The 25,462-nt window shown below is 69.4% G+C and carries 22 protein-coding genes; 8 read left to right on the top strand and 14 right to left on the bottom strand.

What is annotated here, in order from left to right:
• Positions 1–31 precede the first annotated feature (31 nt).
• From FGI33_RS13185 to dnaA, 8 genes are all read right to left on the bottom strand, one after another.
• Complete coding sequence (locus FGI33_RS13185) at positions 32–439, bottom strand: DUF3566 domain-containing protein (RefSeq protein ID WP_011931227.1); 408 nt, start codon at positions 437–439, stop codon at positions 32–34.
• Positions 432–3,119 (bottom strand): DNA gyrase subunit A, encoded by a 2,688-nt coding sequence (gene gyrA / locus FGI33_RS13190; RefSeq protein WP_119433772.1) that lies wholly within the window; start codon positions 3,117–3,119, stop codon positions 432–434. The genes FGI33_RS13185 and gyrA overlap by 8 nt, the downstream gene beginning before the upstream one ends.
• An 82-nt stretch (positions 3,120–3,201) precedes the next feature.
• A complete protein-coding gene (gene gyrB / locus FGI33_RS13195; RefSeq protein ID WP_237582009.1) occupies positions 3,202–5,247 on the bottom strand; it encodes a DNA topoisomerase (ATP-hydrolyzing) subunit B in 2,046 nt (681 codons plus the stop codon).
• Positions 5,248–5,435: 188 nt separating this feature from the next.
• Complete coding sequence (locus tag FGI33_RS13200; RefSeq protein WP_063070915.1) at positions 5,436–5,948, bottom strand: DciA family protein; 513 nt, start codon at positions 5,946–5,948, stop codon at positions 5,436–5,438.
• Positions 5,945–7,147: a DNA replication/repair protein RecF gene (gene recF, locus FGI33_RS13205; RefSeq protein WP_119433771.1), complete on the bottom strand. Its 1,203-nt coding sequence runs from the start codon at positions 7,145–7,147 to the stop codon at positions 5,945–5,947. Before recF ends, FGI33_RS13200 begins: the two co-directional genes overlap by 4 nt.
• A gap of 7 nt (positions 7,148–7,154) precedes the next feature.
• Entirely contained in the window at positions 7,155–8,042 is an 888-nt protein-coding gene (gnd, locus tag FGI33_RS13210; RefSeq protein WP_119401145.1) for a phosphogluconate dehydrogenase (NAD(+)-dependent, decarboxylating), read from the bottom strand.
• Positions 8,043–8,062: 20 nt separating this feature from the next.
• Positions 8,063–9,214, bottom strand: a complete 1,152-nt coding sequence (gene dnaN / locus FGI33_RS13215) for a DNA polymerase III subunit beta (RefSeq protein ID WP_119433770.1) — start codon at positions 9,212–9,214, stop codon at positions 8,063–8,065.
• Between the two features lie 548 nt (positions 9,215–9,762).
• A complete protein-coding gene (gene dnaA, locus FGI33_RS13220) occupies positions 9,763–11,196 on the bottom strand; it encodes a chromosomal replication initiator protein DnaA (protein ID WP_119433769.1) in 1,434 nt (477 codons plus the stop codon).
• A 477-nt stretch (positions 11,197–11,673) separates the two neighbouring features.
• On the opposite strand from dnaA, the gene rpmH reads away from it, so the two are divergent.
• The 8 genes from rpmH to FGI33_RS13260 all read left to right on the top strand — a co-directional run bounded on the left by rpmH (position 11,674) and on the right by FGI33_RS13260 (position 17,289).
• Positions 11,674–11,811 carry a 50S ribosomal protein L34 gene (gene rpmH / locus FGI33_RS13225; RefSeq protein WP_012039665.1) on the top strand — a complete coding sequence of 46 codons (138 nt, stop codon included), beginning with the start codon at positions 11,674–11,676 and terminating at the stop codon, positions 11,809–11,811.
• A 3-nt stretch (positions 11,812–11,814) separates the two neighbouring features.
• Entirely contained in the window at positions 11,815–12,156 is a 342-nt protein-coding gene (rnpA, locus tag FGI33_RS13230; protein ID WP_119433768.1) for a ribonuclease P protein component, read from the top strand.
• Complete coding sequence (yidD, locus tag FGI33_RS13235; protein ID WP_119433767.1) at positions 12,153–12,464, top strand: membrane protein insertion efficiency factor YidD; 312 nt, start codon at positions 12,153–12,155, stop codon at positions 12,462–12,464. The genes rnpA and yidD overlap by 4 nt, the downstream gene beginning before the upstream one ends.
• A 10-nt stretch (positions 12,465–12,474) precedes the next feature.
• Positions 12,475–13,437, top strand: a complete 963-nt coding sequence (gene yidC, locus FGI33_RS13240; RefSeq protein ID WP_119433766.1) for a membrane protein insertase YidC — start codon at positions 12,475–12,477, stop codon at positions 13,435–13,437.
• Positions 13,434–13,994 (top strand): Jag family protein, encoded by a 561-nt coding sequence (locus FGI33_RS13245; RefSeq protein WP_119401140.1) that lies wholly within the window; start codon positions 13,434–13,436, stop codon positions 13,992–13,994. The genes yidC and FGI33_RS13245 overlap by 4 nt, the downstream gene beginning before the upstream one ends.
• Before the next feature lie 628 nt (positions 13,995–14,622).
• On the top strand, positions 14,623–15,258 hold the full coding sequence (gene rsmG, locus FGI33_RS13250; RefSeq protein ID WP_119433777.1) for a 16S rRNA (guanine(527)-N(7))-methyltransferase RsmG: 636 nt from the start codon (positions 14,623–14,625) through the stop codon (positions 15,256–15,258).
• A 148-nt stretch (positions 15,259–15,406) separates the two neighbouring features.
• On the top strand, positions 15,407–16,288 hold the full coding sequence (locus FGI33_RS13255) for a ParA family protein (RefSeq protein WP_119433765.1): 882 nt from the start codon (positions 15,407–15,409) through the stop codon (positions 16,286–16,288).
• A complete protein-coding gene (locus tag FGI33_RS13260) occupies positions 16,288–17,289 on the top strand; it encodes a ParB/RepB/Spo0J family partition protein (protein ID WP_119433764.1) in 1,002 nt (333 codons plus the stop codon). Before FGI33_RS13255 ends, FGI33_RS13260 begins: the two co-directional genes overlap by 1 nt.
• 55 nt (positions 17,290–17,344) lie before the next feature.
• On the opposite strand, the gene FGI33_RS13265 is transcribed toward FGI33_RS13260, so the two are convergent.
• The 6 genes from FGI33_RS13265 to FGI33_RS13290 form a co-directional block, all read right to left on the bottom strand.
• Positions 17,345–18,298 (bottom strand): D-alanine--D-alanine ligase family protein, encoded by a 954-nt coding sequence (locus FGI33_RS13265; protein WP_119433763.1) that lies wholly within the window; start codon positions 18,296–18,298, stop codon positions 17,345–17,347.
• A gap of 43 nt (positions 18,299–18,341) precedes the next feature.
• Positions 18,342–19,664 (bottom strand): aminotransferase-like domain-containing protein, encoded by a 1,323-nt coding sequence (locus FGI33_RS13270; RefSeq protein ID WP_119433762.1) that lies wholly within the window; start codon positions 19,662–19,664, stop codon positions 18,342–18,344.
• A gap of 173 nt (positions 19,665–19,837) precedes the next feature.
• Positions 19,838–20,161 carry a thioredoxin gene (trxA, locus tag FGI33_RS13275; protein WP_012039655.1) on the bottom strand — a complete coding sequence of 108 codons (324 nt, stop codon included), beginning with the start codon at positions 20,159–20,161 and terminating at the stop codon, positions 19,838–19,840.
• A 76-nt stretch (positions 20,162–20,237) separates the two neighbouring features.
• Positions 20,238–21,275, bottom strand: a complete 1,038-nt coding sequence (gene trxB / locus FGI33_RS13280) for a thioredoxin-disulfide reductase (protein WP_119433761.1) — start codon at positions 21,273–21,275, stop codon at positions 20,238–20,240.
• A 157-nt stretch (positions 21,276–21,432) separates the two neighbouring features.
• On the bottom strand, positions 21,433–23,061 hold the full coding sequence (murJ, locus tag FGI33_RS13285; protein WP_119433760.1) for a murein biosynthesis integral membrane protein MurJ: 1,629 nt from the start codon (positions 23,059–23,061) through the stop codon (positions 21,433–21,435).
• A 36-nt stretch (positions 23,062–23,097) separates the two neighbouring features.
• Positions 23,098–25,329 carry a DUF6049 family protein gene (locus FGI33_RS13290; protein ID WP_237582010.1) on the bottom strand — a complete coding sequence of 744 codons (2,232 nt, stop codon included), beginning with the start codon at positions 25,327–25,329 and terminating at the stop codon, positions 23,098–23,100.
• Positions 25,330–25,462: the final 133 nt, after the last annotated feature.

The following is a 25,462-nucleotide window of genomic DNA, read 5'->3' on the forward strand; positions in this document are numbered from 1 at the left end:
TACCGTACGCCTGCCCGTTTCTCCCAATCGGCTACGCGTTGGTGAAGCCGACGAGGACGCCGCCCGTGATGCGCACGCTCAGGTTGTAGAGCAGCGCGGCCACGGCGCCGAGCACGGTGCCGACGACGATGTTGAGGACGGCGACGACGATCGCGAACCCGAGGACCTGGCCCAGGCCGAAGACGTCCTGGAGGGAGAAGTCCGCGGATCCGGAGACCTCCTGGAACAGCTGGTCGACGGTGCCGAACACGTTCGTGGTCTGCAGGACGACGTAGATGAGGAACGTCGCCACCACGGTGATGATGCCGAGCACCACGGAGAAGAGGAACGCGAGCTTCAGAGCCGACCAGAAGTCGACGTACACGAGCTTGAGACGCACCTGCTTGGTGGTGGTGGCTCGCGACGACTTCTTCGCGAGCTTCTCGGCGACACTACTCATCGGGTGTTCCCTTTCCAGCAGCGGTACCGTCGGACGCGTCGGGCGCAGCTTCGGGGACCACCAGGTTGCGTTCGGAGTTCTTGGCCAGTGAGATGATCCTGTCGTCGTCCGCGAACCGGGCGAACACGACACCCATGGTGTCTCTGCCCTTCGCCGGGACCTCGGCCACGACAGACCGTACCACCTTGCCGCTGGCGAGCACGACGAGGATCTCGTCCTCCTCGCCGACGATGAGGGCGCCCGCGAGGTCGCCCCGGGCGTCCTGGAGCTTGGCCACCTTGATGCCCATGCCGCCGCGGTTCTGCACGCGGTACTGGTCCGCGGCGGTGCGCTTGGCGAAGCCTCCCTCGGTGACGACGAACACGTAGCCCTGCTCGCCGACGACGGACGCGCTGAGCAGCGTGTCGTCCCCGCGGAACGTCATGCCCTTCACGCCGGAGGTGGAGCGGCCCATCGGACGGAGCGCGGAGTTGTCGGCGGAGAACCGCAGCGACATGCCCTTGCGCGAGACCAGGAGCAGGTCGTCGTCCTCGTCCACCAGGAGCGCGGACACGAGCGCGTCGCCGTCGCGGAGGTTGATCGCGATGATGCCGCCGGTGCGGTTCGTGTCGTACTCCGTGAGGGCCGTCTTCTTCATGAGGCCGTCGCGGGTGGCGAGCACGAGGTACTGCGCCACCTGGTAGTCCCGGATGTCGAGGACCTGCTGGATCTCCTCGTCCGGCTGCATGGCGAGCAGGTTCGCGACGTGCTGGCCCTTGGCGTCGCGGCCGGCCTCCTGCAGCTCGTACGCCTTGGCGCGGTAGACGCGGCCCTTGTCCGTGAGGAACAGGAGCCAGTGGTGCGTGGTCGTGACGAAGAAGTGCTCCACCACGTCGTCGGCACGCAGCTGCGCGCCGCGCACGCCCTTGCCGCCGCGGTGCTGGCTGCGGTAGTTGTCGATGCGCGTGCGCTTGATGTACCCGCCGCGCGTGACCGTGACCACCATCTCCTCCTCGGGGATGAGGTCCTCCATGCTCATGTCGCCGTCGAAGCCGAGCATGATCTCCGTGCGTCGGTCGTCGCCGTACTTGTCGGTGATCTCCTGCAGCTCGGTGCTGATGATCTCCCGCTGCACGGTGGGCGTCGCCAGGATGTGCTTGTACTCGGCGATGCGCTCCTCGAGCTCGGCCGCCTGGTCCTGGATCTTCTGGCGCTCGAGGGCGGCGAGCCGGCGCAGCTGCATCTCGAGGATGGCGTTGGCCTGCAGCTCGTCGATGTCGAGCAGCTTCATCAGGCCGCTGCGGGCGACCTCGACCGTCTCGGACCGGCGGATCAGGGCGATGACCTCGTCGAGCGCGTCGAGCGCCTTGAGGTAGCCGCGCAGGATGTGGGCGCGGGCCTCGGCCTCGTTGAGCCGGTACTGCGTGCGGCGGACGATGACGTCGATCTGGTGGTCGACCCACGCGGAGATGAAGCCGTCGAGCGCGAGCGTGCGCGGGATCCCGTCGACGATCGCGAGCATGTTCGCGCCGAAGTTCTCCTGCAGCTGCGTGTGCTTGTAGAGGTTGTTCAGCACGACCTTCGCGACCGCGTCGCGCTTCAGCACGATGACGAGGCGCTGGCCGGTGCGGCCCGAGGTCTCGTCGCGGATGTCGGCGACGCCGCCGAGCTTGCCGTCCTTCACGAGCTCGGCGATCTTGATCGCCAGGTTGTCGGGGTTCACCTGGTATGGCAGCTCGGTGACGACCAGGCAGACGCGGCCCTGGATCTCCTCGACCGCCACGACCGCGCGCATGGTGATGGATCCACGGCCCGTGCGGTAGGCGTCGATGATCCCCTTGGTGCCGAGCACCTGGGCGCCGGTCGGGAAGTCGGGTCCCTTGATCCGCTCGAGCAGCGCCTCGAGGAGCTCCTCGCGGTTCGCGTCGGGGTGGGCGAGCAGCCACTGCGCGCCGGCCGCGACCTCGCGGAGGTTGTGCGGCGGGATGTTGGTGGCCATGCCGACCGCGATGCCGACGGATCCGTTGACCAGCAGGTTCGGGAAGCGCGACGGGAGGATCTTCGGCTCGAGCGTGCGCCCGTCGTAGTTGTCCTGGAAGTCGACCGTGTCCTCGGTGATGTCCCGGACCATCTCCATGGCGAGCGGGGCCATCTTGGTCTCGGTGTACCGGGGGGCCGCGGCGCCGTCGTTGCCGGCGGAGCCGAAGTTGCCCTGGCCGAGCGCGAGCGGGTACCGCAGGCTCCACGGCTGGACGAGACGCACCAGCGCGTCGTAGATCGACGAGTCGCCGTGCGGGTGGAACTGGCCCATCACCTCGCCGACCACGCGGGCCGACTTGAAGAAGGAGCGGTCGGGGCGGTAGCCGCCGTCGTACATGGCGTAGATCACGCGACGGTGCACGGGCTTGAGGCCGTCGCGCACCTCGGGGAGCGCGCGCTGCACGATGACGCTCATCGCGTAGTCGAGGAACGAGCGCTGCATCTCGAGCTGGAGGTCGACCTGCTCGATGCGGTCGTGCGTGACGACGACCGTGGCGTCGGGGTCCACGATCGCGCCGGGCAGCGAGTCGGAGGCGGCAGCGGCGGAGGACGCCGGCGTCACGCCCTCCTGGGGCAGGGCGTCGTCGGTCGACGCCGCCTGCTCGTCGTCCGGGGTCGCCCCCGTGCCCTGCTCGTCGTCCGGAGTGTTGTCGTCGGCCATGGAGGTCCCGTTCAGAGGTCGGTGGATCGTGGGGTCGGCGTGGGGCGGCGGTCGGCATCGGGCCGTGCCACCGCCCGGTCGATCAGATGTCGAGGAACCTGACGTCCTTGGCGTTGCGCTGGATGAAGCTGCGGCGGGACTCGACGTCCTCGCCCATCAGCGTCGAGAAGACCTCGTCGGCGCCCGCGGCGTCGTCGAGCGTCACCTGCATGAGCGTGCGGGTGGCCGGATCCATGGTGGTCTCCCACAGCTCCTTGTAGTCCATCTCGCCGAGGCCCTTGTAGCGCTGGATGCCGTTGTCCTTCGGGATGCGCTTCCCGTTCGCCTGCCCGTGCGCGAGCAGCGCGTCGCGCTCCGCGTCCGTGTAGACGTACTGGTGCTCCGCGTTCGACCACTTGAGCCGGTACAGCGGCGGCTGCGCGAGGTACACGTAGCCCAGCTCGATGAGCGGGCGCATGTACCGGAACAGCAGCGTGAGAAGCAGGGTCGTGATGTGCTGGCCGTCGACGTCCGCGTCGGCCATCAGCACGATCTTGTGGTACCTGACCTTCTCGGCGTTGAAGTCCTCGCCGATGCCCGCGCCGAACGCGGTGATCATCGACTGCACCTCGTTGTTCTGCAGCGCGCGGTCGAGGCGGGCCTTCTCCACGTTGAGGATCTTGCCCCGCAGCGGCAGGATCGCCTGCGTCGTGGGGTTGCGGCCCTGCACCGCGGATCCGCCGGCCGAGTCGCCCTCGACGAGGAACACCTCGCTGAGCGCCGGGTCCTTGCTCTGGCAGTCCTTGAGCTTGCCGGGCATGCCGCCCGACTCGAGCAGGCCCTTGCGCCGGGTCTGCTCGCGCGCCTTGCGGGCCGCCAGCCGTGCCTGCGACGCCTGCATCCCCTTGCGGATGATGTCCTTCGCCTGCGCCGGGTTCTTCTCGAGCCAGTCGCCGAGCTGCTGGCCGACGATGCGCTGCACGTAGGCCTTCGCCTCGGTGTTGCCGAGCTTGGTCTTGGTCTGGCCCTCGAACTGAGGCTCGCCGAGCTTCACGGAGATGACGGCCGTGAGGCCCTCGCGCACGTCGTCGCCCGTGAGGTTCTCGTCCTTCTCGCGGAGCAGCTTGTTCTCGCGCGCGTAGCGGTTGACGAGCGTGGTGAGCGCCGCGCGGAAGCCCTCCTCGTGCGTGCCGCCCTCGTGCGTGTTGATGGTGTTCGCGTACGTGTGGACGCTCTCCGTGTAGGAGGTGGTCCACTGCATCGCGACCTCGAGGCTGATCTTCTTGACCGTGTCCTCGGACTCGAAGGCGATGACGTCGGCGTTGACGACCTCGGTCTTCTTCGCCTTGACGAGGTGCTCGACGTAGTCGACGAGGCCGCGCTCGTAGAGGAACTTCTCGGTGCGGTGCTCGGCGCCGTCCGCCTCGCGCTCGTCGTGCAGCGTGAGGGCGAGGCCCTTGTTGAGGAACGCCATCTGCTGGAAGCGCGCGCGGAGCGTGTCGTAGTCGAACTCGACGGTCTCGAAGATCTCGCGGCTCGGCCAGAAGGTGATGGTCGTGCCGGTCTCCGTGGATCCCTCGCCCTTCTCCAGCGGCGCGTCCGGCACCCCGATGGTGAAGCTCTGGCGCCACACCGCGCCCTGGCGGCGGACCTCGACGTCGAGGCGCTCCGACAGCGCGTTCACGACGGAGCTGCCGACGCCGTGCAGGCCGCCGGACACCGCGTAGCCGCCGCCGCCGAACTTGCCGCCCGCGTGCAGTTTGGTGAGGACGAGCTCGACCGTGGAGATCCCCTCGACCGGGTGGATGTCCACCGGGATGCCGCGGCCGTCGTCGACGACGCGGATGCCGCCGTCCTTCCGCATGGTGATCTGGATGTCGCTGGCGAACCCGGCGAGGGCCTCGTCGACGGAGTTGTCGACGATCTCGCTCACCAGGTGGTGCAGACCGCGCGGGCCGGTGGATCCGATGTACATGCCCGGCCGCTTGCGCACGGCCTCGAGGCCCTCGAGCACCTGGATCTCGTTGGCGCCGTAGTCGTTGCTCACCTGCTGGCGGGTGATGTGGTCGGAGTCGTTGTGCGTCTCCTCGACCTCCACCTCGTCGGGGGTGGAGTCGTCGGGGAGGTCCTGTGAGGCATCCGATGTCATGAAGTGGTGGCTCCTGCCGCGTCGACGCGCCCCTGCCCGACGGCGGACGCGCGCGGATCACGAGGTGATCCGGGGACCGTCGTCCCTGGACTGCGGGCGACCCCTCATTCTATCGCAGGAGTACGCTTCGCACCGCCTATCCGGCCCGCTGACGCGTTTTCGTGGCGGGGGTGACCTGATTCGCCTCCCTAGCCGTAGGTATCGCGCGGGCCCCGCCCTGGGATCGACCTGGGACCCTTTTTCCAGGACGGGGCGTTCGGCCCCTGGAAGCGGATCGAGCGGATGCCGGCGTCGGGGAAGCGCTCGGCGATGCGCGTCGTGATCTCCACGCGCATGAGACGCAGCTGCGTCGCCCATGCCGTCGACTCGCACTCGACCGTGAGGAGGCCGTCCTCGATGCCCACCGGGGAGGAGTGCACGGCGGTCTCCTCGCCGGCGATCGTCGTCCACGCGGCCATGAGCTCGGCCTGCGAGAGCGAGGACGTCCAGCCCATGCGGGAGGTGAGCGAGTCCATGACGTTCCCGAGGGAGTCGGGATCCCGTCCGGGCTGGAACGGCGAGCTGCCCGCCTTCTGCTCGCGGCGCTTCCGGGCGGACGGCGATCGCACGGACGCGTCGCCGAACACCCGGCGGAAGCGGCGGTAGACGGCGACCGCCTCGGATTCGGGCAGCGGTCCGCCGTCGGCGGCGCGGGGGATCACGCCGCTCCCCCATCCGCGTCGGCCGGCGCAGGCGCGTCCACGATCTCGCCCGCGCGGATGTGCACCGCGTTCGCCGCGAGGTGCTCGGGCACGTCCTCGAACACGGCCGCCGTGATGAGCACCTGCTCGAATCCGGTGACGGCCTCCGCGAGGCGCCCTCGCCTGGCCTGGTCGAGCTCGGCGAACACGTCGTCGAGGATCAGCACGGGGTCCCCCGTCTGCGAGTCGCGCCGCAGCAGCTCGGCCGACGCGAGCTTCAGCGCGAGGGCGAACGACCACGACTCCCCGTGGCTGGCGTAGCCCTTCGCGGGTAACCCGTTCAGCCGGAACAGGACGTCGTCGCGGTGCGGGCCCACCAGGGTCAGCCCCCGCTCGAGCTCGCGGGGTCGCATCCGCGCGATGGCGGCGGTGAAGACGGGCACGACGTCCTCTGTCCGCGTGAAGCGCCCGCCGTCGCGCGCGCCCGACTCGTCCGCGACCTCGTCCTCCCCCGGGTCGTCGGCGAGGATGCTCAACTCCGGACGCGCCGACGGGCCGTGGTCGGATCCCGCGACGGCCAGGTACGCGCGCGCCAGCTCCGGCTGGAGCGCCTCGACGAGGGCGCCGCGCGCCGCGATGATCTGCGAGCCGATCGCGACGAGGCGCTCGTCCCAGATGTCGAGCGTTCCCAGCTGGTCGGCCTTCATCCCCCGCGCCCGTGCCGACTTGAGCAGCGTGTTGCGCTGCTTCAGAGCCCGGTCGTAGTCGGACAGGACGCCCGCCAGCCGCGGGGTGCGGAGGACGAGCAGCTGGTCGAGCAGCCGACGACGCCCGGAGGGATCGCCCCGGACGAGCGCCAGGTCCTCGGGTGCGAACAGCACGCTCGAGAAGTACCGCGGCAGCTCGCGCGGCTTGGTCGGCGTGCCGTTCACCTGCGCGCGGTTGGCCGCCGAGCGGTTGATCTGCACCTCGACCCGGAGCTCCCGGCCCGCGTGCTGCAGGAGGGCCCGGATCACGGCCGACTCCGCTCCCTGGCGGATGAGCGCCTGGTCGGTGGAGACGCGGTGCGACCCGAGCGTGCTCAGGAAGCCCAACGCCTCCACCAGGTTCGTCTTGCCTTGCCCGTTGCTCCCCACGAAGAGGGTGGCACCGGGCAGGAGCGCGACGTCCGCGCGGGTGTAGTTGCGGAAGTCACCCAGGGAGAGGTGACGGACGATCATCCCGTGCTCAGGACTTCTTCTGCACCGAGTGGCCACCGAACTGGTTGCGCAGCGCCGCGACGGCCTTCATGGCCGGGGAGTCCTCCTGGCGGGAGGAGAAGCGCGCGAAGATCGACGCGCTGATGGCGGGCATGGGGACCGCGTTGTCGAGCGCCTCCTCGATGGTCCAGCGACCCTCGCCGGAGTCCTGCACGAAGCCCTCGATGTCCTCGAAGCCCGGGTCCTCCTTGAGCGCCTTGACCAGGAGCTCGAGCAGCCAGGAGCGGACGACCGTGCCGCGCTGCCACGCCTCGAACGTGCCCGTGACGTCCTTGATGATGTCCGTGCGCGCCGCGAGGAGCTCGTAGCCCTCGGCGAACGACTGCATCATCGCGTACTCGATGCCGTTGTGGACCATCTTCGCGTAGTGACCGGCGCCGGAGTCGCCGACGTGGACGAAGCCCTCCTCGCGCGGACCCTCGGGGCGCAGCGCGTCGAAGACCGGCATCGCGCGCTGGACCTGCTCTGCCGGGCCGCCGACCATCAGGCCGTAGCCGTTCTCGAGGCCCCACACGCCGCCCGAGACGCCGGCGTCGACGAAGTCGATGCCCTTGTCCTTGAGCAGGCCCGCGTGCGCGAAGTCGTCGGTGAACTTGGAGTTGCCGCCGTCGATCACGAGGTCGCCGGGCTCCAGGATGCGGGCGAGGTCGCCCACGACGTTCTGCGTGACCGTGCCGGCCGGGACCATGACCCAGACGAGGCGGGGGGTGGGCAGTGCGGCGGCGAGGTCGTCGAGGGTGGCCACGTCGGAGACGTCGGGGTTGGTGTCGTAGCCGGTCACCTCGATGCCGTTCGCCTCGAGGCGCGCGCGCATGCGGGCGCCCATCTTGCCGAGTCCGACGAGTCCGATGTGCATGTTCTCTCCTTGATCGCGGTCTAGCGCAGCAGCAGGTTCGGCTGCAGCAGGTACCGGTAGTTGTCAGCGCCGGCCTGGTCCTTGGAGGACTGGCTCGTGATGAGCACGGGGCCGGGCTTGTTGGGGTTGTCCGTCTTCGTGAACGAGAGGCGGACGAACTCGGAGTGGACGGCCCCGAGGCCGTCCAGCAGGAACTGGGGCTTCAGCGACACCACGGTGTCGACGCCCGTCAGGAGGGCGTCGATGCTCTCCGATGCCTGCGCGTGCTCGGACCCGATGGCCTCGAGGGTGAGGCCGTCGATGGTGAAGGTGAAGCGGAGGGCCGCCTCGCGCTCCAGCACCAGCTGGACGCGGCGCGTCGCCTCGATGAGGTCGGCGGTGTTGATGACGGCGTAGTTGTCGACCGTCTCGGGGAAGAGGCGCTTGACCGGCGGGAAGTTCCCGCGGATCAGCAGGGACGTGACGGTCTTCCTGTCGGCGCTGAACGCGATGAGCTGACGGTCGTCGGTGTCCGTGATGGCGACCGAGATGGTGCCGCTGTGGCCGAAGGTCTTGCCGATCTCCTGCAGGGTGCGAGCGGGCACGAGGGCGGTGCGGCTGGTGCCGTCGGTCGAGGAGTCGCCGCCGTCCCAGTCGATCTCGCGCACGGCCACGCGGTAGCGGTCGGTCGCGATGAGGCCGAGGCTGGTCTCCCCCACCTCGAGCTGCACGCCGGTGATCACGGGCGTGACGTCGTCACGGGACGCGGCCACGGCGACCTGCGAGACCGCGGCCGCGAACTGCTCCGCCGGCAGGAGGCCGGACTGCTCCGAGATCTGCGGCAGCGTCGGGTACTCCTCGACGGGCATGCTCAGCAGCGTGAAGTGCGCGGATCCGCACGAGACGGTGATCTTCGACTCCTCGGTGGTGAACCGCACCGGAGCGTTGGGGAGCCGGTTGGCGATGTCGGCGAGCAGGCGGCCGGAGACCAGCACGCGGCCGGACTCCTCGATGTCCGCCTGGATCTGGGTGCGGGCGGAGACCTCGTAGTCGAACGACGACAGCGTCAGTCCGTCCTCGGTCGCCTCGATGAGCACCCCGCTCAGGATCGGGAGGGTCGTGCGCTGCGGCAGGAGCTTGACGGCGAAGGACACCGCCTCGCTGAAGACGTCCCTGTTGACTTGGAACTTCACGTTGTGGACCCCTCGATGAGCGGAAGATTTGTCGGTCAATGCTAGCCGTGCCGCGGGGGGCACCCGAGACCTCCGATCCCTCCACACCCTGAGGTTCTTGGGCGACATCCATTGAAGGGTTTAAGGATCAATAGTCTTAACCGCTGTGGAATCTGTGGACAACTCCCGGAGTCCCCGTCACCGAGAGGGAACTACACGTCTGGAAGTTGTGGGACGGGTGTGGAGCGGCCTGGGGACTCGACGGAACGGCGACGACGTGACGACGTCGGTTCCACAGGCCGGGTCCTCGAACCCACATCGGCTCCGGCGGTTCTCCACAGTTATCCACAGTCTGTGCACACTGTGGGGAACGGCGGATCTGGACTCATCGCAGCCCCGCCTCGCGCCTGACCCCTCCTCCGCGCATGCACGAAGAGGCCGTCGACGCACGAGCGCCGTCGAGGAGGGACACCCGCCCGCCGGACGCGGAGGAGGGGTCGGACCTCGTGGTCCGACCCCTCCTCATGCGTCACCTCCTGCACGCGGCCCTGCGGCGCGTGCGGCGGGCGTCACATCTTGCCGTAGCGGTGGTTCTGCTTGATCCGGCTGGTGAGCTCGGTCACCTGGTTGTAGATGGAGCGCCGCTCCTTCATGAGCTCGGTGATCTTCTTGTTGGCGTACATGACCGTCGTGTGGTCGCGGTTGCCGAAGAGCTGCCCGATCTTGGGCAGCGAGAGGTTGGTCAGCTCACGGCACAGGTACATCGCGATCTGGCGGGCGGTTGCCACGGCCTGCGAGCGGGACGAGCCGTAGAGGTCGTCGACCGTGAGCTTGAAGTAGGCCGCGGTGTGGTTGATGATGTCGACGGGCGCGATGACGTTGTCCTCGTCCAGCGTGATGAGGTCCTTCAGCACCGTCTGCACGAGCGCCAGGTCGACCGGCGTCTTGTTGAGGCTCGCGAACGCGGTGACGCGGATGAGGGTGCCCTCGAGCTCGCGGATGTTCGAGGTGACCTTGGTGGCCATGTACTCGAGGATGTCGTCCGGCACCTGCAGCTTCTCGCTCTGCGCCTTCTTGCGGAGGATCGCGATGCGCGTCTCGAGGTCGGGCGCCTGCACGTCCGTGATGAGGCCCCACTCGAAGCGCGAGCGCATCCGGTCCTCGAAGCCCGTCAGGTGCTTCGGCGGCAGGTCGCTCGTGATGACCACCTGCTTGTTGTGGTCGTGGAGCGTGTTGAAGGTGTGGAAGAAGGCCTCCTGGGTGGAGTCCTTGCCCTGGAGGAACTGGATGTCGTCGATCAGCAGGATGTCGTTGTCCCGGTAGCGCGACTGGAACAGCGACGAGCGGTTGTTCGCGATGGAGTTGATGAAGTCGTTGGTGAACTCCTCCGAGCTCACGTAACGCACGCGGATCCCGGGGTACAGGCTGATGGCGTAGTGGCCGATGGCGTGCAGGAGGTGGGTCTTGCCGAGGCCCGAGTCCCCGTAGATGAAGAGGGGGTTGTACGCCTTGGCCGGCGCCTCGGCCACGGCGACGGCCGCGGCGTGGGCGAAGCGGTTTGACCCGCCGATGACGAAGGTGTCGAAGCCGTACTTCGGGTTGAGCCGCGAGTCGCCGCGGGAGGGAGAGGCCGGCAGCCCCGGGTTGTCCGTGGGCGCCGTGATGGTCGGGGTCTCGATGTACGGCTGCTCCGTCGCCGGCTCGGGGTGCTGGGCGAATGCGTCCTGCGCGATCTCGGGGTTGACCACGATGGCGAAGTTGCTGACCCCGGCCGCCTCGTCGAGCGAGCCGATGGCGTTGAGGAGGGGCACGCGGATGCGCTGCTCGAGCATCCCCCTGGTGAGGTCGTTGGGCACCTCCAGGTAGAGGGTGCCGGTCATCACGCCCTTGGGCTCCACCAGGCTGATGAAGCCGTGCAGCTGCGGGGTGATCCGATCGTCCGCGCTGAGGGCGGCGAGCACCTTCTGCCAGATCGCGTGCGTCGGGTCGGAGCGGTCGGACATGTTTCCCCATCTGCCGTCACCAGGCTCGGTCCCACGGCTGATGCCGGGGCCGCCACGCGGTGCGCGGACTGCTGTCGACGCTGGAAGGGCGTCGCGGTCGTTGTGCGGCGTCCGTCCCCGGAGGCTCCGAGGGTGCGGACCATCCGGGTACCGCGACCGCGGACAGCATAGTTACTCACAGGGTTATCCACCCTGTGTGCGAACGGGCCGTCAGCACCGCGCGGGCGATCCCCGACGCGTCGCGGCCACGCCACACGGTAGCCACTGTCGGAGATCAGGACAAATCGACCCTATCGACGGCGGCATGTCGATACCGGCGGATGGCCGATGTGTGTGGATAATCACGATCCCGCTCCCGGGTTTGACCGGAGGCCGCCCGGCCCGTAGATTTAGGCAGTTGACCCAGCCCCTCGAGGCTGCCCCATCTTCCCAGCCGCACTCGTCGGCCCCGTGGACCAACCTGAGTGGAGACTCACCGTGAGCAAGCGCACCTTCCAGCCGAACAACCGCAAGAAGGCCAAGAAGCACGGCTTCCGCCTCCGCATGCGCACCCGTGCCGGCCGTGCCATCCTCGCTGCCCGCCGTGGCAAGGGGCGTACCGAGCTCTCCGCGTAGCACGTGCTCGCGCGACGGAACCGCGTGACGAGCGGTGCGGACTACCGCACCATCGTCAGGCGGGGCCGTCGGACGACCACAGGGACGGCGGTCGTCTCCGCCCTCGCCGGTCCTGCCGACGCACCGACCCGCTTCGGGTTCATCGTGTCGAAGAAGGTCGGCAACGCGGTGACCCGGAACCTGGTCCGAAGGCGCCTGAAGGCGGTATCGGCCGGTCTCCTCGACTCCCTCCCCCCGGGGACATCCATCGTGATCCGCGTACTGCCAGGCATGGAGCGGACAGCGTGGGATACCCTGCAGGAGGAGATGGCGTCAGCCGTGACGCGGGCCGTGAGGACGATATGAAGAGGGCACTGACCTCCGTCGTCCTGGCGCCTCGGAACGCCGCCATCGCCATGATCAGCCTCTATCGGCGCGTGGTCTCCCCTCTCTACGGGGATGTCTGCAGGTACTACCCGTCCTGCTCCGCGTACGGCCTCGAGGCCGTTCAGGAGCACGGCCTCGTCCACGGTGGCCTCCTCGCCGCGTGGCGCGTGTGCCGGTGCCACCCCTGGGCGGAGGGCGGCATCGACGACGTCCCCGCTCGCCGGGTCCAGCACTACCGACGCACGAGGCTCGGATTCGTCGTCGCACCCAGCCACGGAAAGGGCTAACGACCACCTCATGGACTTCCTCGGAACGATCCTGTGGCCGATCAAGTGGGTCATCGAACTCATCCTGGTCGGCTTCCACACGCTCTGGACGACGCTCGGGCTGGATCCCGACAACGGCGCCACCTGGGTGCTGTCGATCGTGGGCCTGGTGCTCGTGGTCCGCGCGGCGCTCATCCCGATCTTCGTGCGGCAGATCAAGAACCAGCGCCGCATGATGGAGGTCGCTCCTCAGCTCAAGAAGATCCAGGACAAGTACAAGGGCAAGCGCGACCAGTTCTCCCGCGAGGCGATGTCCCGCGAGACGATGGCCCTGTACAAGGACACCGGTACCAACCCGCTGAGCAGCTGCCTGCCGCTGCTCCTGCAGATGCCGATCTTCTTCTCCCTCTACTCGGTGCTCCACCGTGCCGCGGTGGAGGAGCTGCCGGGCATCGGCCTGCTGAACGAGCAGCTCTCCCGGTCCTTCGGAGAGTCGTCGTTCCTCGGCGCTCCCCTGCAGTCGGCCATCTCCACGGCCAACGGCAACGTCACCGTCATCGTCATCGCGACCACGATGGTCATCCTGATGAGCGCCTCGCAGTTCATCACGCAGCTGCAGATCATGGCCAAGAACATGTCCGAGGAGACCAAGGCCAGCCCGATGTTCAAGCAGCAGCGCATCCTGCTGTACATCCTCCCGCTGGTGTTCGCGGTGTCCGGGATCGCCTTCCCGCTCGGCGTCATGTTCTATTGGCTGGTCTCGAACTTCTGGACGATGGGGCAGCAGTTCCTCGTGATCCGCAACATGCCCACACCGGGGAGCGAGGCCGCGCGTGCGCGCGAAGCCCGTCTTGCCAAGAAGGGCAAGCTGGTGGCTCCGGAGGCGTCGGCGGAGGCGTCGACCATCGTCGTGGAGGAGCGCAAGCCGGCCCAGCGCCAGCAGCCGGTGAGCAAGAACCGTGCCAAGAAGCAGGCGGGATCCAAGAGCCGATGAGCGACGTCGCGAACGAGGCGGTGAGCGCGCCTGGGGTCACGGATCCCCGAGACGAGGCATCAGAGACGGCCGCACCCGAGCAGGACTCGACGGCTACCGGTGTCGATGCGGGCGACGAGGGCGACATCGCCGCGGACTACATCGAGGAGCTCCTCGACATCTGCGACCTGGACGGGGACATCGACATCGACCAGCGCGGTGGGCGCGCGTACGTGTCGGTCGATGCGGCTGACTCAGAGGATCTGCGCCTGCTGTCGAACCCGGAGACCGTCACCGCCTTGCAGGAGCTGACGCGCCTGGCCGTGCAGAACAAGACGGGTGCTTTCAGCCGTCTCATCCTCGACGTCGGCGGCTCGCGCGACGCACGGCAGGTGGAGCTCGCTCAGCTGGTCGACCGGGCCATCGAACGCATCGCGGCCGGATCCGCGAGTGCCTCGCTTCCTCCTATGTCGTCGTACGAACGGAAGCTCGTGCACGACATCGTGGCGGAGCGCGGGTACACGTCGGAGTCCGAGGGTGAGGGACGTGACCGTCACACGGTGATCAGTAAAGCGTGAACGCAGACATGTGACAGCAGTCGCGTCAGCGAGCAGGCCCGGTCCTATGGATCGGGCCTTTCTCATGCTCGGGATTCCTGGACGGACTGTTCTTATTTAGTACATACGTACCAGCAAAAATGAGGCTTAGCCGCCGTCAACCTGGTGGACGCCTCGGATTCGATGCGAAGACCACGGGATGACAGCTTTCCTCGTCGGCGGTATCAGGATTCAGCCGGTTGGCCGCGGCAGCGTGGCGGTCGTAGACCAAACTGGGCGCGGTCACATGATTGAGCCACGGTCTCCGGTTGGTGAACTGCTCTCCGAAGGGCTCTGACGTTTCACGTGAAACTTCACTCTCAACTTTGCACCTCCAGCGTGTTAAGTCGTCAGATGTGAAGCTCTGCGATCGTACGAGGTCATCGTGCGTGGTGGTGTTTCACGTGAAACATCGCCGCCCCACGCCTGCCTCCACACTTAGGGTAGGTGGCGTCACTGCGCGACACCTACTCAGACGACGCCAGAGGACAGAGGAGGGACGCTAAGCTCTCCCAGGCGTCATATTCGCTCCCGCACCGCGGGACGCTTGCCGCAGCGATGATGCGCAGTTTCAGGGTAGAAGTACCAATGCTCACAGGATGGACGCGTGATGCCTGATCAGGTCACGATCGAGCCCGAACCGGCGGTCGCTGAAGCGCTGTTCGGTGACCGCATCCATGTCGCGCGCGAATTCGCGACGCAGCTCGGAGAGAGGGGAGAGGAGCTCGGGCTCATCGGGCCACTCGAGCCCCCGCGTCTGTGGTCTCGGCATATCGTCAACTCCGTACTGGTCGCCCCGCTTCTGCGACCCGGTCTGGTAGGTGACATCGGAACCGGTGCGGGGCTGCCGGGCCTCGTGCTCGCCATGGCGCGACCGGACGTCGAATTCGTCTTGATCGAACCCATGGAGCGACGGGTCGCATGGTTGGAGGAGCAGGTGATGAACCTGACCCTCGATAACGTGACTGTTCGGCGCGCTCGAGCTGAGGATGTCGCGCAGGAGTTCGTCCTCGATCAGGTGACGGCTCGTGCTGTGAGCGCATTCGCGAAGCTCATTCCCCTCACTGTGCCACTGGTGAGGACGGGCGGTGAACTCGTCCTCATGAAGGGCATGAATGCCGAGCGCGAAGTCGAGGCGGCCAGCAAGGCCATTCGGAAGCACCACCTGGAGGATGTCGAAGTGCTCACCCTCGGTTCCGGCGTGGTCGACGAGGTGACTCGTGTGATCCGGGCCCGCCTGGCATGATCGACATGACATGCAAGTAGGATTGAATTGCTGATCAAGCAGCTATTTGGCGCGACCTTCCCGTCGAGGCCGGAGGAGATGTTCCACGTGAAACATCGATGCTCGCCTCCCGCATTCACCGCACACGACCACCGATAGAGGGCTGCACATGGATGATGATCTGAGTCCCATCGCTCGCGAGCTCTCCGAGACCAGCCGACGTCGCAAGGCTCTGGCAGGGCTCGTCTTGCCGCGTCCCGTTCGCACACGCGTCTTCACCATCGCCAACCAGAAGGGCGGGGTCGGCAAGACGACGTCCACCGTGAATCTCGCCGCCGCGCTGGCGAAGTCAGGATCGCGGACGCTGGTCATCGATCTCGACCCGCAGGGCAATGCGTCTACGGCCTTGGGTGCCGACCGGTCCAGTGAGCTGATGAGCGTCTACGACGTGCTCGTCAATGACGAACCCGTCGAACAGGCTGTGCAGCGGAGCCCCGAATTCGAGACTCTCTTCTGCGTACCCGCCACGATCCACCTGGCGGGCGCGGAGATCGAGCTCGTCAGTCTCCCGCATCGCGAACGCCGACTGCGGACCGCCCTCGACGCCTTCCTGACGTCGGAGAGCGGTCGCGACTTCGACTACGTGCTGATCGACTGCCCTCCGTCGCTGGGGCTGCTCACGATCAACGCGTTCAGCGCGGCCAGGGAGGTGCTGATCCCCATCCAGTGCGAGTACTACGCGCTCGAAGGGCTGAGTCAACTGCTCTCCAACATCGACCTCATCGCGCAGCACCTGAATCCTGAGCTGACGATGTCCACGATCCTGCTGACCATGTACGACGGACGCACGAACCTCGCTCAGCAGGTCGCGGCGGAGGTGCGGGAGCACTTCCCGCAGCAGACCCTCACGACGCTCATACCGCGCTCGGTCCGCATCAGCGAGGCGCCCAGCTACGGACAGAGCGTCATCAGCTACGACCCCCATTCACCTGGCGCGCTCTCCTACCTGGAGGCGGCAGCCGAGATCGCACATCGAGGAGCCCAGAAGTAATGGCAACGAAGAGAACCGGCTTGGGTCGCGGAATCGGCGCCCTCATCCCCACCTCGGACGAGCGAAGCCGCCCCGTCGACGTCTTCTTCCCGGACAGCGTCGGCGCCGGAGCGCCGAGCGGTGTCCACGGCGGATCGCAGGGCGACACCGGCGGGAAGGGCGAGCCGACCCTCGTGGCCGTGCCCGGGGCCCGCCTCGCGAACCTGGACCCGTCGGACATCGTGCCGAACGCGCAGCAGCCGCGGACCGACTTCCGGCCGGACGAGCTGCAGGAGCTCGTCGTATCGATCCGGGAGTACGGCGTGCTCCAGCCGATCGTCGTGCGCCCGCTGGGAACGGAAGCGGATGGTCGGGCCCGCTACGAGCTCGTGATGGGGGAGCGACGCCTTCGAGCCACCAAGGAGCTGGGCCTGGACACCATCCCGGCCGTCATCAAGGACACCGCCGATGAGTCCATGCTCCGCGACGCGCTGCTCGAGAACCTGCACCGCTCGGAGCTGAACCCGCTGGAGGAGGCGAGCGCCTACCAGCAGCTCCTCTCCGACTTCGCGATCACGCAGGACGAGCTCGCGCAGCGGCTGGGACGGTCGCGGCCGCAGATCACGAACACGATCCGCCTGCTGCGCCTACCCGAGGACGTGCAGCATCGCGTCGCCGCGGGCGTCCTCTCCGCGGGTCACGCTCGCGCGATCCTGTCCTCCGGGGATGACGACGCGATGCGCCACCTCGCCGACAAGATCGTGAACGAGGACCTGTCCGTCCGGGCAGCGGAGGCCGCGGCGCAGCGCGGCCAGCGGACGGCGAAGCCGCGCAAGAGCGCGAGCTCGGCGCGCAACGCCCACCTCGACGAGACGGCCCAGCGCATCGGGGATCACCTCAACACGAGCGTGCGTGTCACGATGTCAGCGCAGAAGGGCCAGATCGTCATCGACTTCGCGACGCTCGGGGACCTGACCCGGATCGCCCAGGAGATGGGCGTGCCGGACGCTGACGCGAGCTGACGAGGTCCGGGTACCGGGACTCCGTCCGGGGCGCGCAGCGGCGTCAGCGATCGGCTCAGGCCGCCTGTGCCGCCTCGGCGAGACGCCGATAGAGGTCGCCGACCTCGACGCCCGCAGCCGCCAGCCCTTGAGGGAGCAACGAGGTCTCCGTCAGGCCGGGGATGACGTTGACCTCGAGGAACCAGGGCTCGCCTGCGGCATCGATGATGACGTCGACACGCGACATCTGCCCGATGCCGAGAGCGCGGTGGATGCCGACGGCTGCTTCGGAGGCCGCGGAGGCCGCCTCGGGGGAGATGCGCGCCGGCGTGAAGAAGCGCGTGAGCCCCGCGTTGTAGCGCGCCTCGTAGCCGTACACGCCCGAGGTGGGGACGATCTCGGTCGCCGGCAGCGCCTCGGGGCCGTCACCGGTGTCGAGGACGCCTATGGCGACCTCGGTGCCCTCGACGAGCTGCTCGATGAGGGCGACGTCGCCGTAGGTGTACGCGTCCACCATCGCCCGCGGGAGGGCGTCGGCGTCCTGCACGATCGTGACGCCCTGGGCCGACCCGCCGCGTGCCGGCTTCACGGCGTATGGCGCGGGCACGGCCTCGGTCACGAGCCGGAGGACGGCGGCGGCCCCGAGCTCACGGAACGTGTCCTTCGGGAGGGTCACGGATCGCGGCGTCCGGATCCCCGCGGACTCCGCGAGGGCCTTCGCGGTGGGCTTGTCCCACGCGAGTCGGGCGGCGCGCGCCGAGGATCCCACGTACGGGACGCCGGCGAGCTCGAGCAGGCCGAGCAGCGCGCCGTCCTCGCCGCTCGCGCCGTGCAGGACGGGCCAGACGACGGCCGGAGGCGTGTCGCGGAGGAAGTCGAGGAGAGTGGCGTCGGGATCGCGCAGGGACGCGACGACACCGGCCTCACGGAGGGCGTCCGCGACGCGGCGGCCGCTGCGGAGCGACACGTCGCGCTCGTGGGAGATGCCGCCGGCGAGGACGAGGACGGAGAGGGGCTCGTGTGCGGTCATGATGCTCGATCCGGTTTCGGTCGGTGTACGTGGACGCGGAGGGTCAGTCGAGGTCCGGCGGCGGCGTGACGACCGACGTCGTGGGGCGCGACGCGAGCGCGCCCGTGCCCGAGAAGGTGGTGAGCAGATCCATCTCGTCGTCGATCACCCCGGCCATGCGGCGGACGCCCTCGCGGATGCGCTCCGGCGTCGGATAGCAGAACGACAGGCGGATGGCGTCGCGGCCCCGGCCGTCGGCGTAGAACGCCGTGCCGGGTGTGTAGGCGACGAGGGCGGTGACGGCGCGGGGGAGCATCTGCTTGGAGTCGAGCTGCTCCGGGAGCTTCAGCCAGACGTAGAAGCCGCCGTTGGGGACGGTCCAGGACAGGTTCGGCAGGTGCTCCTGGAGCGCGGAGAGCGTGGCGTCGCGACGCTCGCGGTACACGCCGCGGAAGGTGTCGATCTGGCCCTTCCAGTCCGAGGCGTGCAGGTACTCGGAGATGATGAGCTGGCTGAAGGAGCTGGGGGAGAGGACCGCCGACTCCTGGGCGAGGATGAGCTTCTCGCGGATGGCATGGGGGGCGAGCGCCCAGCCGACCCGGAACCCGGGGGCGAGCGTCTTGGAGAAGGAGCCGAGGTAGATGACGCCCTCGTCGTCGAGGCTGCGCATGGCGTCCGGCGCGGGGCGGTCGAACCAGAGGAGGCCGTAGGGGTTGTCCTCGAGCACGAGGATGTCGTTCGACCGGCAGATCTCGAGGATCTCGGGACGTCGGTCGGCGGACATCGTCACGCCGGCCGGGTTGTGGAAGTTGGGGACCGTGTACAGGAACTTGATGGTGCGGCCCTCGGCGCGGATCCGCGCGATGGCCTCGCGCAGCGCCTCGGGGACGAGGCCGTCGTCGTCCATGACGACGTGCTCGACGACCGCCTGGTAGCTGCGGAAGACGCCGATGGCGCCGACGTAGCTGGGGGCCTCGGCGAGGATCACGTCGCCCGGGTCGATGAAGAGCTTCGTGACGAGGTCGAGCGCCTGCTGCGAGCCCGTGGTGGTGACGATGTCGTCGACGCTGCCGCGGATGCCCTCGAGGGCCATGATCTCGAGGATGTCCTCGCGCAGCTCCGGGGTGCCCTGGCCGCCGCCGTACTGGAGAGCTACGGGGCCGCGCTCGCGCATGACCTTCTCCATGGCCGTGACGATGAGTTCCTGGGGGAGGGCCGAGACGAACGGCATGCCGCCGGCGAGCGAGACGACCTCGGGTCGGCTGGCCACGGCGAAGAGGGCGCGGACCTCGGAGGCGCTGAGGCCGGAGGTCCTCTCCGCGTAGTGGGGGAACCAGGGGTCGAGGTTGGTGCCCGCGGATTCGCGGGGGCTGCCTGCAGGTGTCACGTCACGTCTCTCACTGTCCGATTGCCGATCAGCCTAACGGGAGGCCGTGGGGGATCCCCGTCGGTGGCCGCGCACGGACGGCGCGGCTCGGATCGCGGGGACGACGGAGGGCCCGGCACCTCGTGGTGCCGGGCCCTCCGGGTGGTGCTCGTCGCCTGCTCGGCGCAGGCGGCCTACTTGAGGAAGTCGGCGAACTCCTGCTCGAGGGCGGGCTTCGGCTTGGCGCCGATGACGGTCTTGACGACCTCGCCCTTCTGGAAGACCTTCATCGCGGGGATGGAGGTGATCTTGTACTTCATGGCGATCTCGGGGTTGTCGTCGACGTCGATCTTGACGAGCTCGATGCCGGGGTTCTCGGCCGCGATCTGGTCGAGGACGGGGGAGACGGCCTTGCACGGGCCGCACCAGGGGGCCCAGAAGTCGACGATGACGGTCTTCTCGGCATCGAGGACGTCGGCCTGGAAGCTGGCGTCGGTGACGTCGCGGGAGTGGGACATGAGTGCTCCTTCGTGTGGTTCGGGTGGATTCGGGCGGTTCCCGGATCCTGATGTTCGGGCGCCGGAGCGCCGAGGACTACCGCTGCTCGGCGCCGACGAGCTCGCCGTCGGGATCCACCGCGCTGCCGGCAGCCGGCGCGCCGTGGCCCGCGGGGCCCTCCGGACCGTCCGAGGCCGCGTCGAGCAGCGCGTCGGGCAGGGACGCGAGGAAGTGCTCCGCGTCGAGCGCCGCGACGGTGCCCGAGGCGGCGGCGGTGACGGCCTGGCGGTACGTGGGGTCGATCACGTCGCCCGCGGCGAAGACGCCCGGCAGGTTCGTGCGCGAGGAGCGGCCGTCGACGGCGATGGTGCCCTCGGTGGTGAGCTCCAGCTGCTGGTGGAAGAGGTGCGTGCGCGGGTCGTTGCCGATGGCGATGAAGAGGCCCTCGAGCGCCAGCGGGCGCCGCTCGCCGGTGACGGTGTCCTCGAGGACGACGCCCTCGACCTTCTCGCCGCCCGTGATGTCGACGACCTGTGCGTTCCAGACGAACTCGATCTTGGGGTTCTCGAACGCGCGCTCCTGCATGATCTTGGAGGCGCGCAGCGAGTCCTTGCGGTGGATCACGTAGACCTTCTCCGCGAAGCGCGTGAGGAAGGTGGCCTCCTCCATCGCGCTGTCGCCGCCGCCGACGACCGCGATGGTCTTCTGGCGGAAGAAGAAGCCGTCGCACGTGGCGCACCAGGAGACGCCGTGGCCGCTGAAGCGGTCCTCCGCGGGGAGGCCCAGCTTGCGGTAGGCGGATCCGGTGGCGGCGATGACCGCGAGGGCCTCGTGCACGTCGCCGTTGCCGAGGGTGACGCGCTTGACGTCGCCCGTGAGCTCGACCGACGTGACGTCGTCGAGGACGACCTCGGTGCCGAAGCGCTCGGCCTGCGCCTGCATCGCCATCATCAGGTCGGGGCCCTGGATGCCGTCGGTGAAGCCGGGGTAGTTCTCCACCTCGGTGGTGTTCATGAGCTCGCCGCCCGCCTCGACCGAGCTCGCGATGAGGAGGGGCGTGAGGTTCGCGCGCGCGGCGTAGATGGCGGCCGTGTATCCCGCGGGACCCGAACCGATGATGATGATCTGACGCACGACGGCTTCTCCTCCACTGCTCGGCGGGGCGCCTCGCCGGCGCCCGCTCACCTCTGCAACAGACCCACGGTAGCGGCTATTCCTCTGCCTCCACCGGGCGGGGGCGCGGGGGCGGACAGGCACCATCGGGCGCCGCGTCGGCGATCGCGCGAGGGGGTCAGCGGCGGCGGATGCGGCGCATCACGGGGCCGGCCAGCTGCTGCAGCTCGGAGGAGCGCATGGCGGCCAGGGCGCCGAGGTAGACGGCGGTCATGACGGCGGCCAGGGGGATCCCGACGAGGAGCGCCTGGCCCTTCGACGCGACGCCGACGCCCGCGAACGCCCCGCCCGAGACCAGGGTGAGCAGCGCGATGCCGACGAGCGCGGTCGGCACGGCGGCGACGACGAAGCGGACGGCGCTGCGGAGGATCCGGCGCCCGTCGATCCGGCCGATGCGCCGGCGGAGGAGCACCGCGGCCAGGACGGCCTGCCCGGTGACCGTGACGGTCTGCAGCACGGCGAGCCCCACGCCGATCAGCTCGACGGGCTGCTGCGAGATGACGAGGGCGCCCGCGATGAACAGCACGACCTGCGCGCACTGGATGACGAACGGGGTGCGCGTGTCCGAGAGGGCGTAGAAGGCGCGCTGCAGCACGAACAGGGTGCTGAACGCCGGCAGGCCGAGGATGAACGCGATGAGGACCACCCCGTATCCGCGGACCTCGCCGATGTCGCCCGAGACCATCACGCGCGCCACGGGTCCGGCCAGGACGGCGATGAGAGCCGTGGACAGCACGGTCATGAGGCCGACGAGCCGGACGGCCGAGGAGAGGTCCGCCCGCATGCTGTCGTGGTCGCCCTCGCCCGCGTGCGTGCTCATGCGCGTGAAGTAGGCGGTGGCGATGGAGACCGCGAAGATCGAGTGCGGCAGCATGAAGAAGAGCCAGGCGTTGAGCAGGATCGTGCTCGAGGGGCTGTCCGAGGTGGCCGCGATGTTCGCCACGTTCGACTGCGCGATGCCGGCCAGCTGCGTGACGACGAGCATGCCGAAGGTCCAGCCGGCGAGGCGGCCGGCGGTGCCGAGGCCCACGCCCCGCCACGCGAAGTCGAAGCGGAACCGGAGGCCCACGCGGCGCCAGAAGACGAAGAGGATGAGCGCCTGGGCGACGACGCCGAGGGTCGCGGATCCGGCCAGCACGACGATCTTGTCGAGGCTCCAGTCGTCCACGGGGCGGCTGCCCGACCCGAACATCGCCTGGAAGACGAGCAGGCCGGCGATGGCGACCACGTTGTTGAGGACCGGCGCCCACGTGAAGGGTCCGAAGGACCCGCGGGCGTTCAGCACCTCGCCGAGCACGGCGTAGAGGCCGTAGAAGAGGATCTGCGGGAGGCACCAGTACGCGAACGCGACGACGAGCGCGAAGACGTCCGGCGGCAGGGTGGCGGCGTAGAGGCGGGAGACGACGGGAGCCCCGACGGTCGCGAGGATCGTGACGCCGCCGAGCACGACGATCGCGATGGTGACGAGCTTGTTGATGTAGCCGGCGCCGCCGTCCGCGTGCTTCGCGGCCCGCACGACCTGCGGCACCAGGACGGCGTTGAGGACGCCGCCCGCGATGATCACGTAGATGTTGTTGGGCAGCTGGTTGGCGTTCGAGAACGCGTTGGAGCTGCCGAGGGTCGCGCCGATGGTCTGCAGCAGCACGATGGCCTTGACGAAGCCGAGGATGCGCGAGACGAAGGTGCCGGAGGCGAGCAGGGCGGATGCGCGGCCGATGCCGCCACGGGGAGCGGGGGCGGCGGTCACGACGCGTCCTGCGCGGGGGTGGGCGGCGCGATCCGGTCAGTCATCGATCTCCTCGGGCAGGCCGGCGAGCTGCCGGGCGCGGGCGCGGCGGCGCTTGCGGATGCTGCGGAACAGGCCGAAGCCGAACAGGAGGGCGACGGCCGCGACGAACAGCGTCGTGACGATGGCCTCGAACCCGGCGCGGATGAAGAGCTCGACGGGCGCGCTGTCGCCGATCTGGACGGTGCCGTCCTCGGTGGTGAGCCGCGCGGTGACGACGACGTCGCCGTTCGAGATGGAGGTGATGGGCGGGCGGGCCGACGCGCTGCCGTGCGCGGGGACCGTGACGAGCGCGGAGTCGTCGACGCGGATCCGGCCGCTGCCCGCGATGATCGACAGCCGCACCGTGACGGGCTGGTCGAGCTCGTTGCTGACGTTGATGAGGAGGCTCGTCGTGTCGCTGATGACGGTGTTCTGCCGTGTCGTGATGGCGACGGATCCGAGCAGCGCGTCGGCCTGGGCGGTGTAACCGTCCTGGACGGTCACGAGCCCGTCCGGGTCGTCGCTCCAGCGGTTGGCGAGCGTGGCGAGCAGCAGCATGCGCTGCTGGCCGGTGATGAGCTCGGGGCTCTCGACCGCCTTCGCGAAGGCGTCCACCTGGGCCTCGAGCGCCATCGCGTCGGCGACCCGCTGGACCCGGGTGGCGTCCTCCGGGTGGTCGACGACCTGCAGGGGCACGGGCGCGCTCGCGAGCGCCGCGCCGAGCTCCGCTGTGTCGCTGAAGGGGAGGCCCTGGATCGCGTCGAGCAGCTGCCCCAGGCGCCCGCCGGAGGCCGCCCAGCCGCGCTCCAGGCCGGCGACCACGACGTGGCCGTCGGCCGCGCGCGCATCCGCTGCGAGGGTCGCCGAGAGCTGGGCCAGCGCGATGCCGAACGCCTCGTCCGTCTCCGCGGAGAGCGCGCGGTCGACGAGCGCGGAGACCCGGGCGTCCGTCACGAGGACGGTCGTGTCGCCGATGGTCCCGGTCGCGCCGACGGCCGCGGAGCCCGTGGACTGCACGTCGCCGCTCGCGAGGATCGCGGTCGTCGTGCCGCTGGCCGCCAGGACGCCGAGGTCGCCCGACGTGACGGTGCCTGCGGCCGGCCAGGAGACGCCGGAGATCGTGTAGTCCCAGGCGGTCAGGTCGGCGAGGCTCGGCACGGGGGCGAGCGCCGGCGCGGTGGGCGTGGGACTCGGATCGGGCTCGGAGGGGGTGGACGTCTCCTCGGGGGCGGAGGTCGCGGCCTCGGCCACGGCGGACCCGCCGCGCGTGCCGCTCGCGGCGGGGGACTCCGTCGGCGCGGGCGTCCCGGAGGGCGTGGAGCTCGGGGCGGGCGTCGAGCCCGGTGCCGCGAACCGGCTCGCCTGCACGGCATACGTGGCGTCCGTGGGCGCGAGGAGGCTCGTCGCACCGGCCTGCGCCTGCACGGCGACGTCGGCGTCCGCCCAGGCCAGCGCGAAGGTCTCGTTCGGCATCTCGCGGAGGCGCTGCAGCCACTCGACGGCGGACGCGGGGGCGTCGGCGCCGAGGATCCGGATGGACGCGATGATCCGCGGGTCGATGCCCACGGCGACGGGCCGGCCGTACACCGCGTCGAGCTGCCGCGTGAGCGTGCCCCCCGCCGCCGTGTAGGTCGCGAGGGCCTCGGCGTCGACGAAGTCCGAGGCGCTCGGCGGGACGGTGAGGGGCATGACGGCGGCGACGGGCGTGGGCGCCGGATCCGCGCCGGGGCTCCAGACGACGGCCCCGCGCCCGGTCGCGACGTCCGCGCCGCCGGCCTCGAGCTCGGCCGTGAGCCCGCGCGGTCCGAACCCGCCGCGGCTGCCCTGCAGCGCCACGGTCGCCGACGGCACCGTGATGGCCACGTCGACCGTGCCGCCCGCGGGCACCTCCGGGGTGTCGATGCGGCCGATGCGCGGGCCCGTGCGCGTGTTCGCGTCGGTGGACGCCGTGTCGAGCCAGCCGTCGACCTTGGCGCGGGTGTCGAGGACCGTGCGGTTCAGGTCGAGGTCGATGCGCCCCGCCGGCACGGCGGCCTCCGTCGCGTTGACCACGGAGACGGTGACGGCGAGGTCCTGGTCGGGGGTGAGGATCCCCTCGGCCGCGGGCGTGACGGTGAGCGTCACGCCGTCGGTGGCCGCGTGCGCCGGGGTCGACGGACCGGCGACCGTCCCGGCGGCGAGCGTCCCGGCGGCGACCGTGACGCACACGAGGGTGGAGATCGTGCGTCGAGCGGATCGCCGGATCAAGCGGAGGGCTCTGTCCGTGCGGGTGGGGCCGGCGTCGTGTCGAGGCGCGGCGTGCATCTGGCGATTCTAAATGGCTGGCCCCGCGCGGCCCGTGTGCGCTCGCCGTGGACGCGGATGCCGGTCGCCGCCCGCC

Source organism: Clavibacter phaseoli (assembly GCF_021922925.1).
GTDB lineage: Bacteria > Actinomycetota > Actinomycetes > Actinomycetales > Microbacteriaceae > Clavibacter > Clavibacter phaseoli.

What these genes read in the sequence shown, in the direction of transcription:
- FGI33_RS13185 (WP_011931227.1), bottom strand. Translation starts at nt 439, where the DNA reads ATGAGTAGTGTCGCCGAGAAGCTCGCGAAGAAGTCGTCGCGAGCCACC.
- gyrA (WP_119433772.1), bottom strand. Translation starts at nt 3,119, where the DNA reads ATGGCCGACGACAACACTCCGGACGACGAGCAGGGCACGGGGGCGACC.
- gyrB (WP_237582009.1), bottom strand. Translation starts at nt 5,247, where the DNA reads ATGACATCGGATGCCTCACAGGACCTCCCCGACGACTCCACCCCCGAC.
- recF (WP_119433771.1), bottom strand. Translation starts at nt 7,147, where the DNA reads ATGATCGTCCGTCACCTCTCCCTGGGTGACTTCCGCAACTACACCCGC.
- gnd (WP_119401145.1), bottom strand. Translation starts at nt 8,042, where the DNA reads ATGCACATCGGACTCGTCGGACTCGGCAAGATGGGCGCCCGCATGCGC.
- dnaA (WP_119433769.1), bottom strand. Translation starts at nt 11,196, where the DNA reads ATGTCCGACCGCTCCGACCCGACGCACGCGATCTGGCAGAAGGTGCTC.
- yidD (WP_119433767.1), top strand. Translation starts at nt 12,153, where the DNA reads ATGAAGAGGGCACTGACCTCCGTCGTCCTGGCGCCTCGGAACGCCGCC.
- yidC (WP_119433766.1), top strand. Translation starts at nt 12,475, where the DNA reads ATGGACTTCCTCGGAACGATCCTGTGGCCGATCAAGTGGGTCATCGAA.
- FGI33_RS13245 (WP_119401140.1), top strand. Translation starts at nt 13,434, where the DNA reads ATGAGCGACGTCGCGAACGAGGCGGTGAGCGCGCCTGGGGTCACGGAT.
- rsmG (WP_119433777.1), top strand. Translation starts at nt 14,623, where the DNA reads ATGCCTGATCAGGTCACGATCGAGCCCGAACCGGCGGTCGCTGAAGCG.
- FGI33_RS13255 (WP_119433765.1), top strand. Translation starts at nt 15,407, where the DNA reads ATGGATGATGATCTGAGTCCCATCGCTCGCGAGCTCTCCGAGACCAGC.
- FGI33_RS13260 (WP_119433764.1), top strand. Translation starts at nt 16,288, where the DNA reads ATGGCAACGAAGAGAACCGGCTTGGGTCGCGGAATCGGCGCCCTCATC.
- FGI33_RS13265 (WP_119433763.1), bottom strand. Translation starts at nt 18,298, where the DNA reads ATGACCGCACACGAGCCCCTCTCCGTCCTCGTCCTCGCCGGCGGCATC.
- trxA (WP_012039655.1), bottom strand. Translation starts at nt 20,161, where the DNA reads ATGTCCCACTCCCGCGACGTCACCGACGCCAGCTTCCAGGCCGACGTC.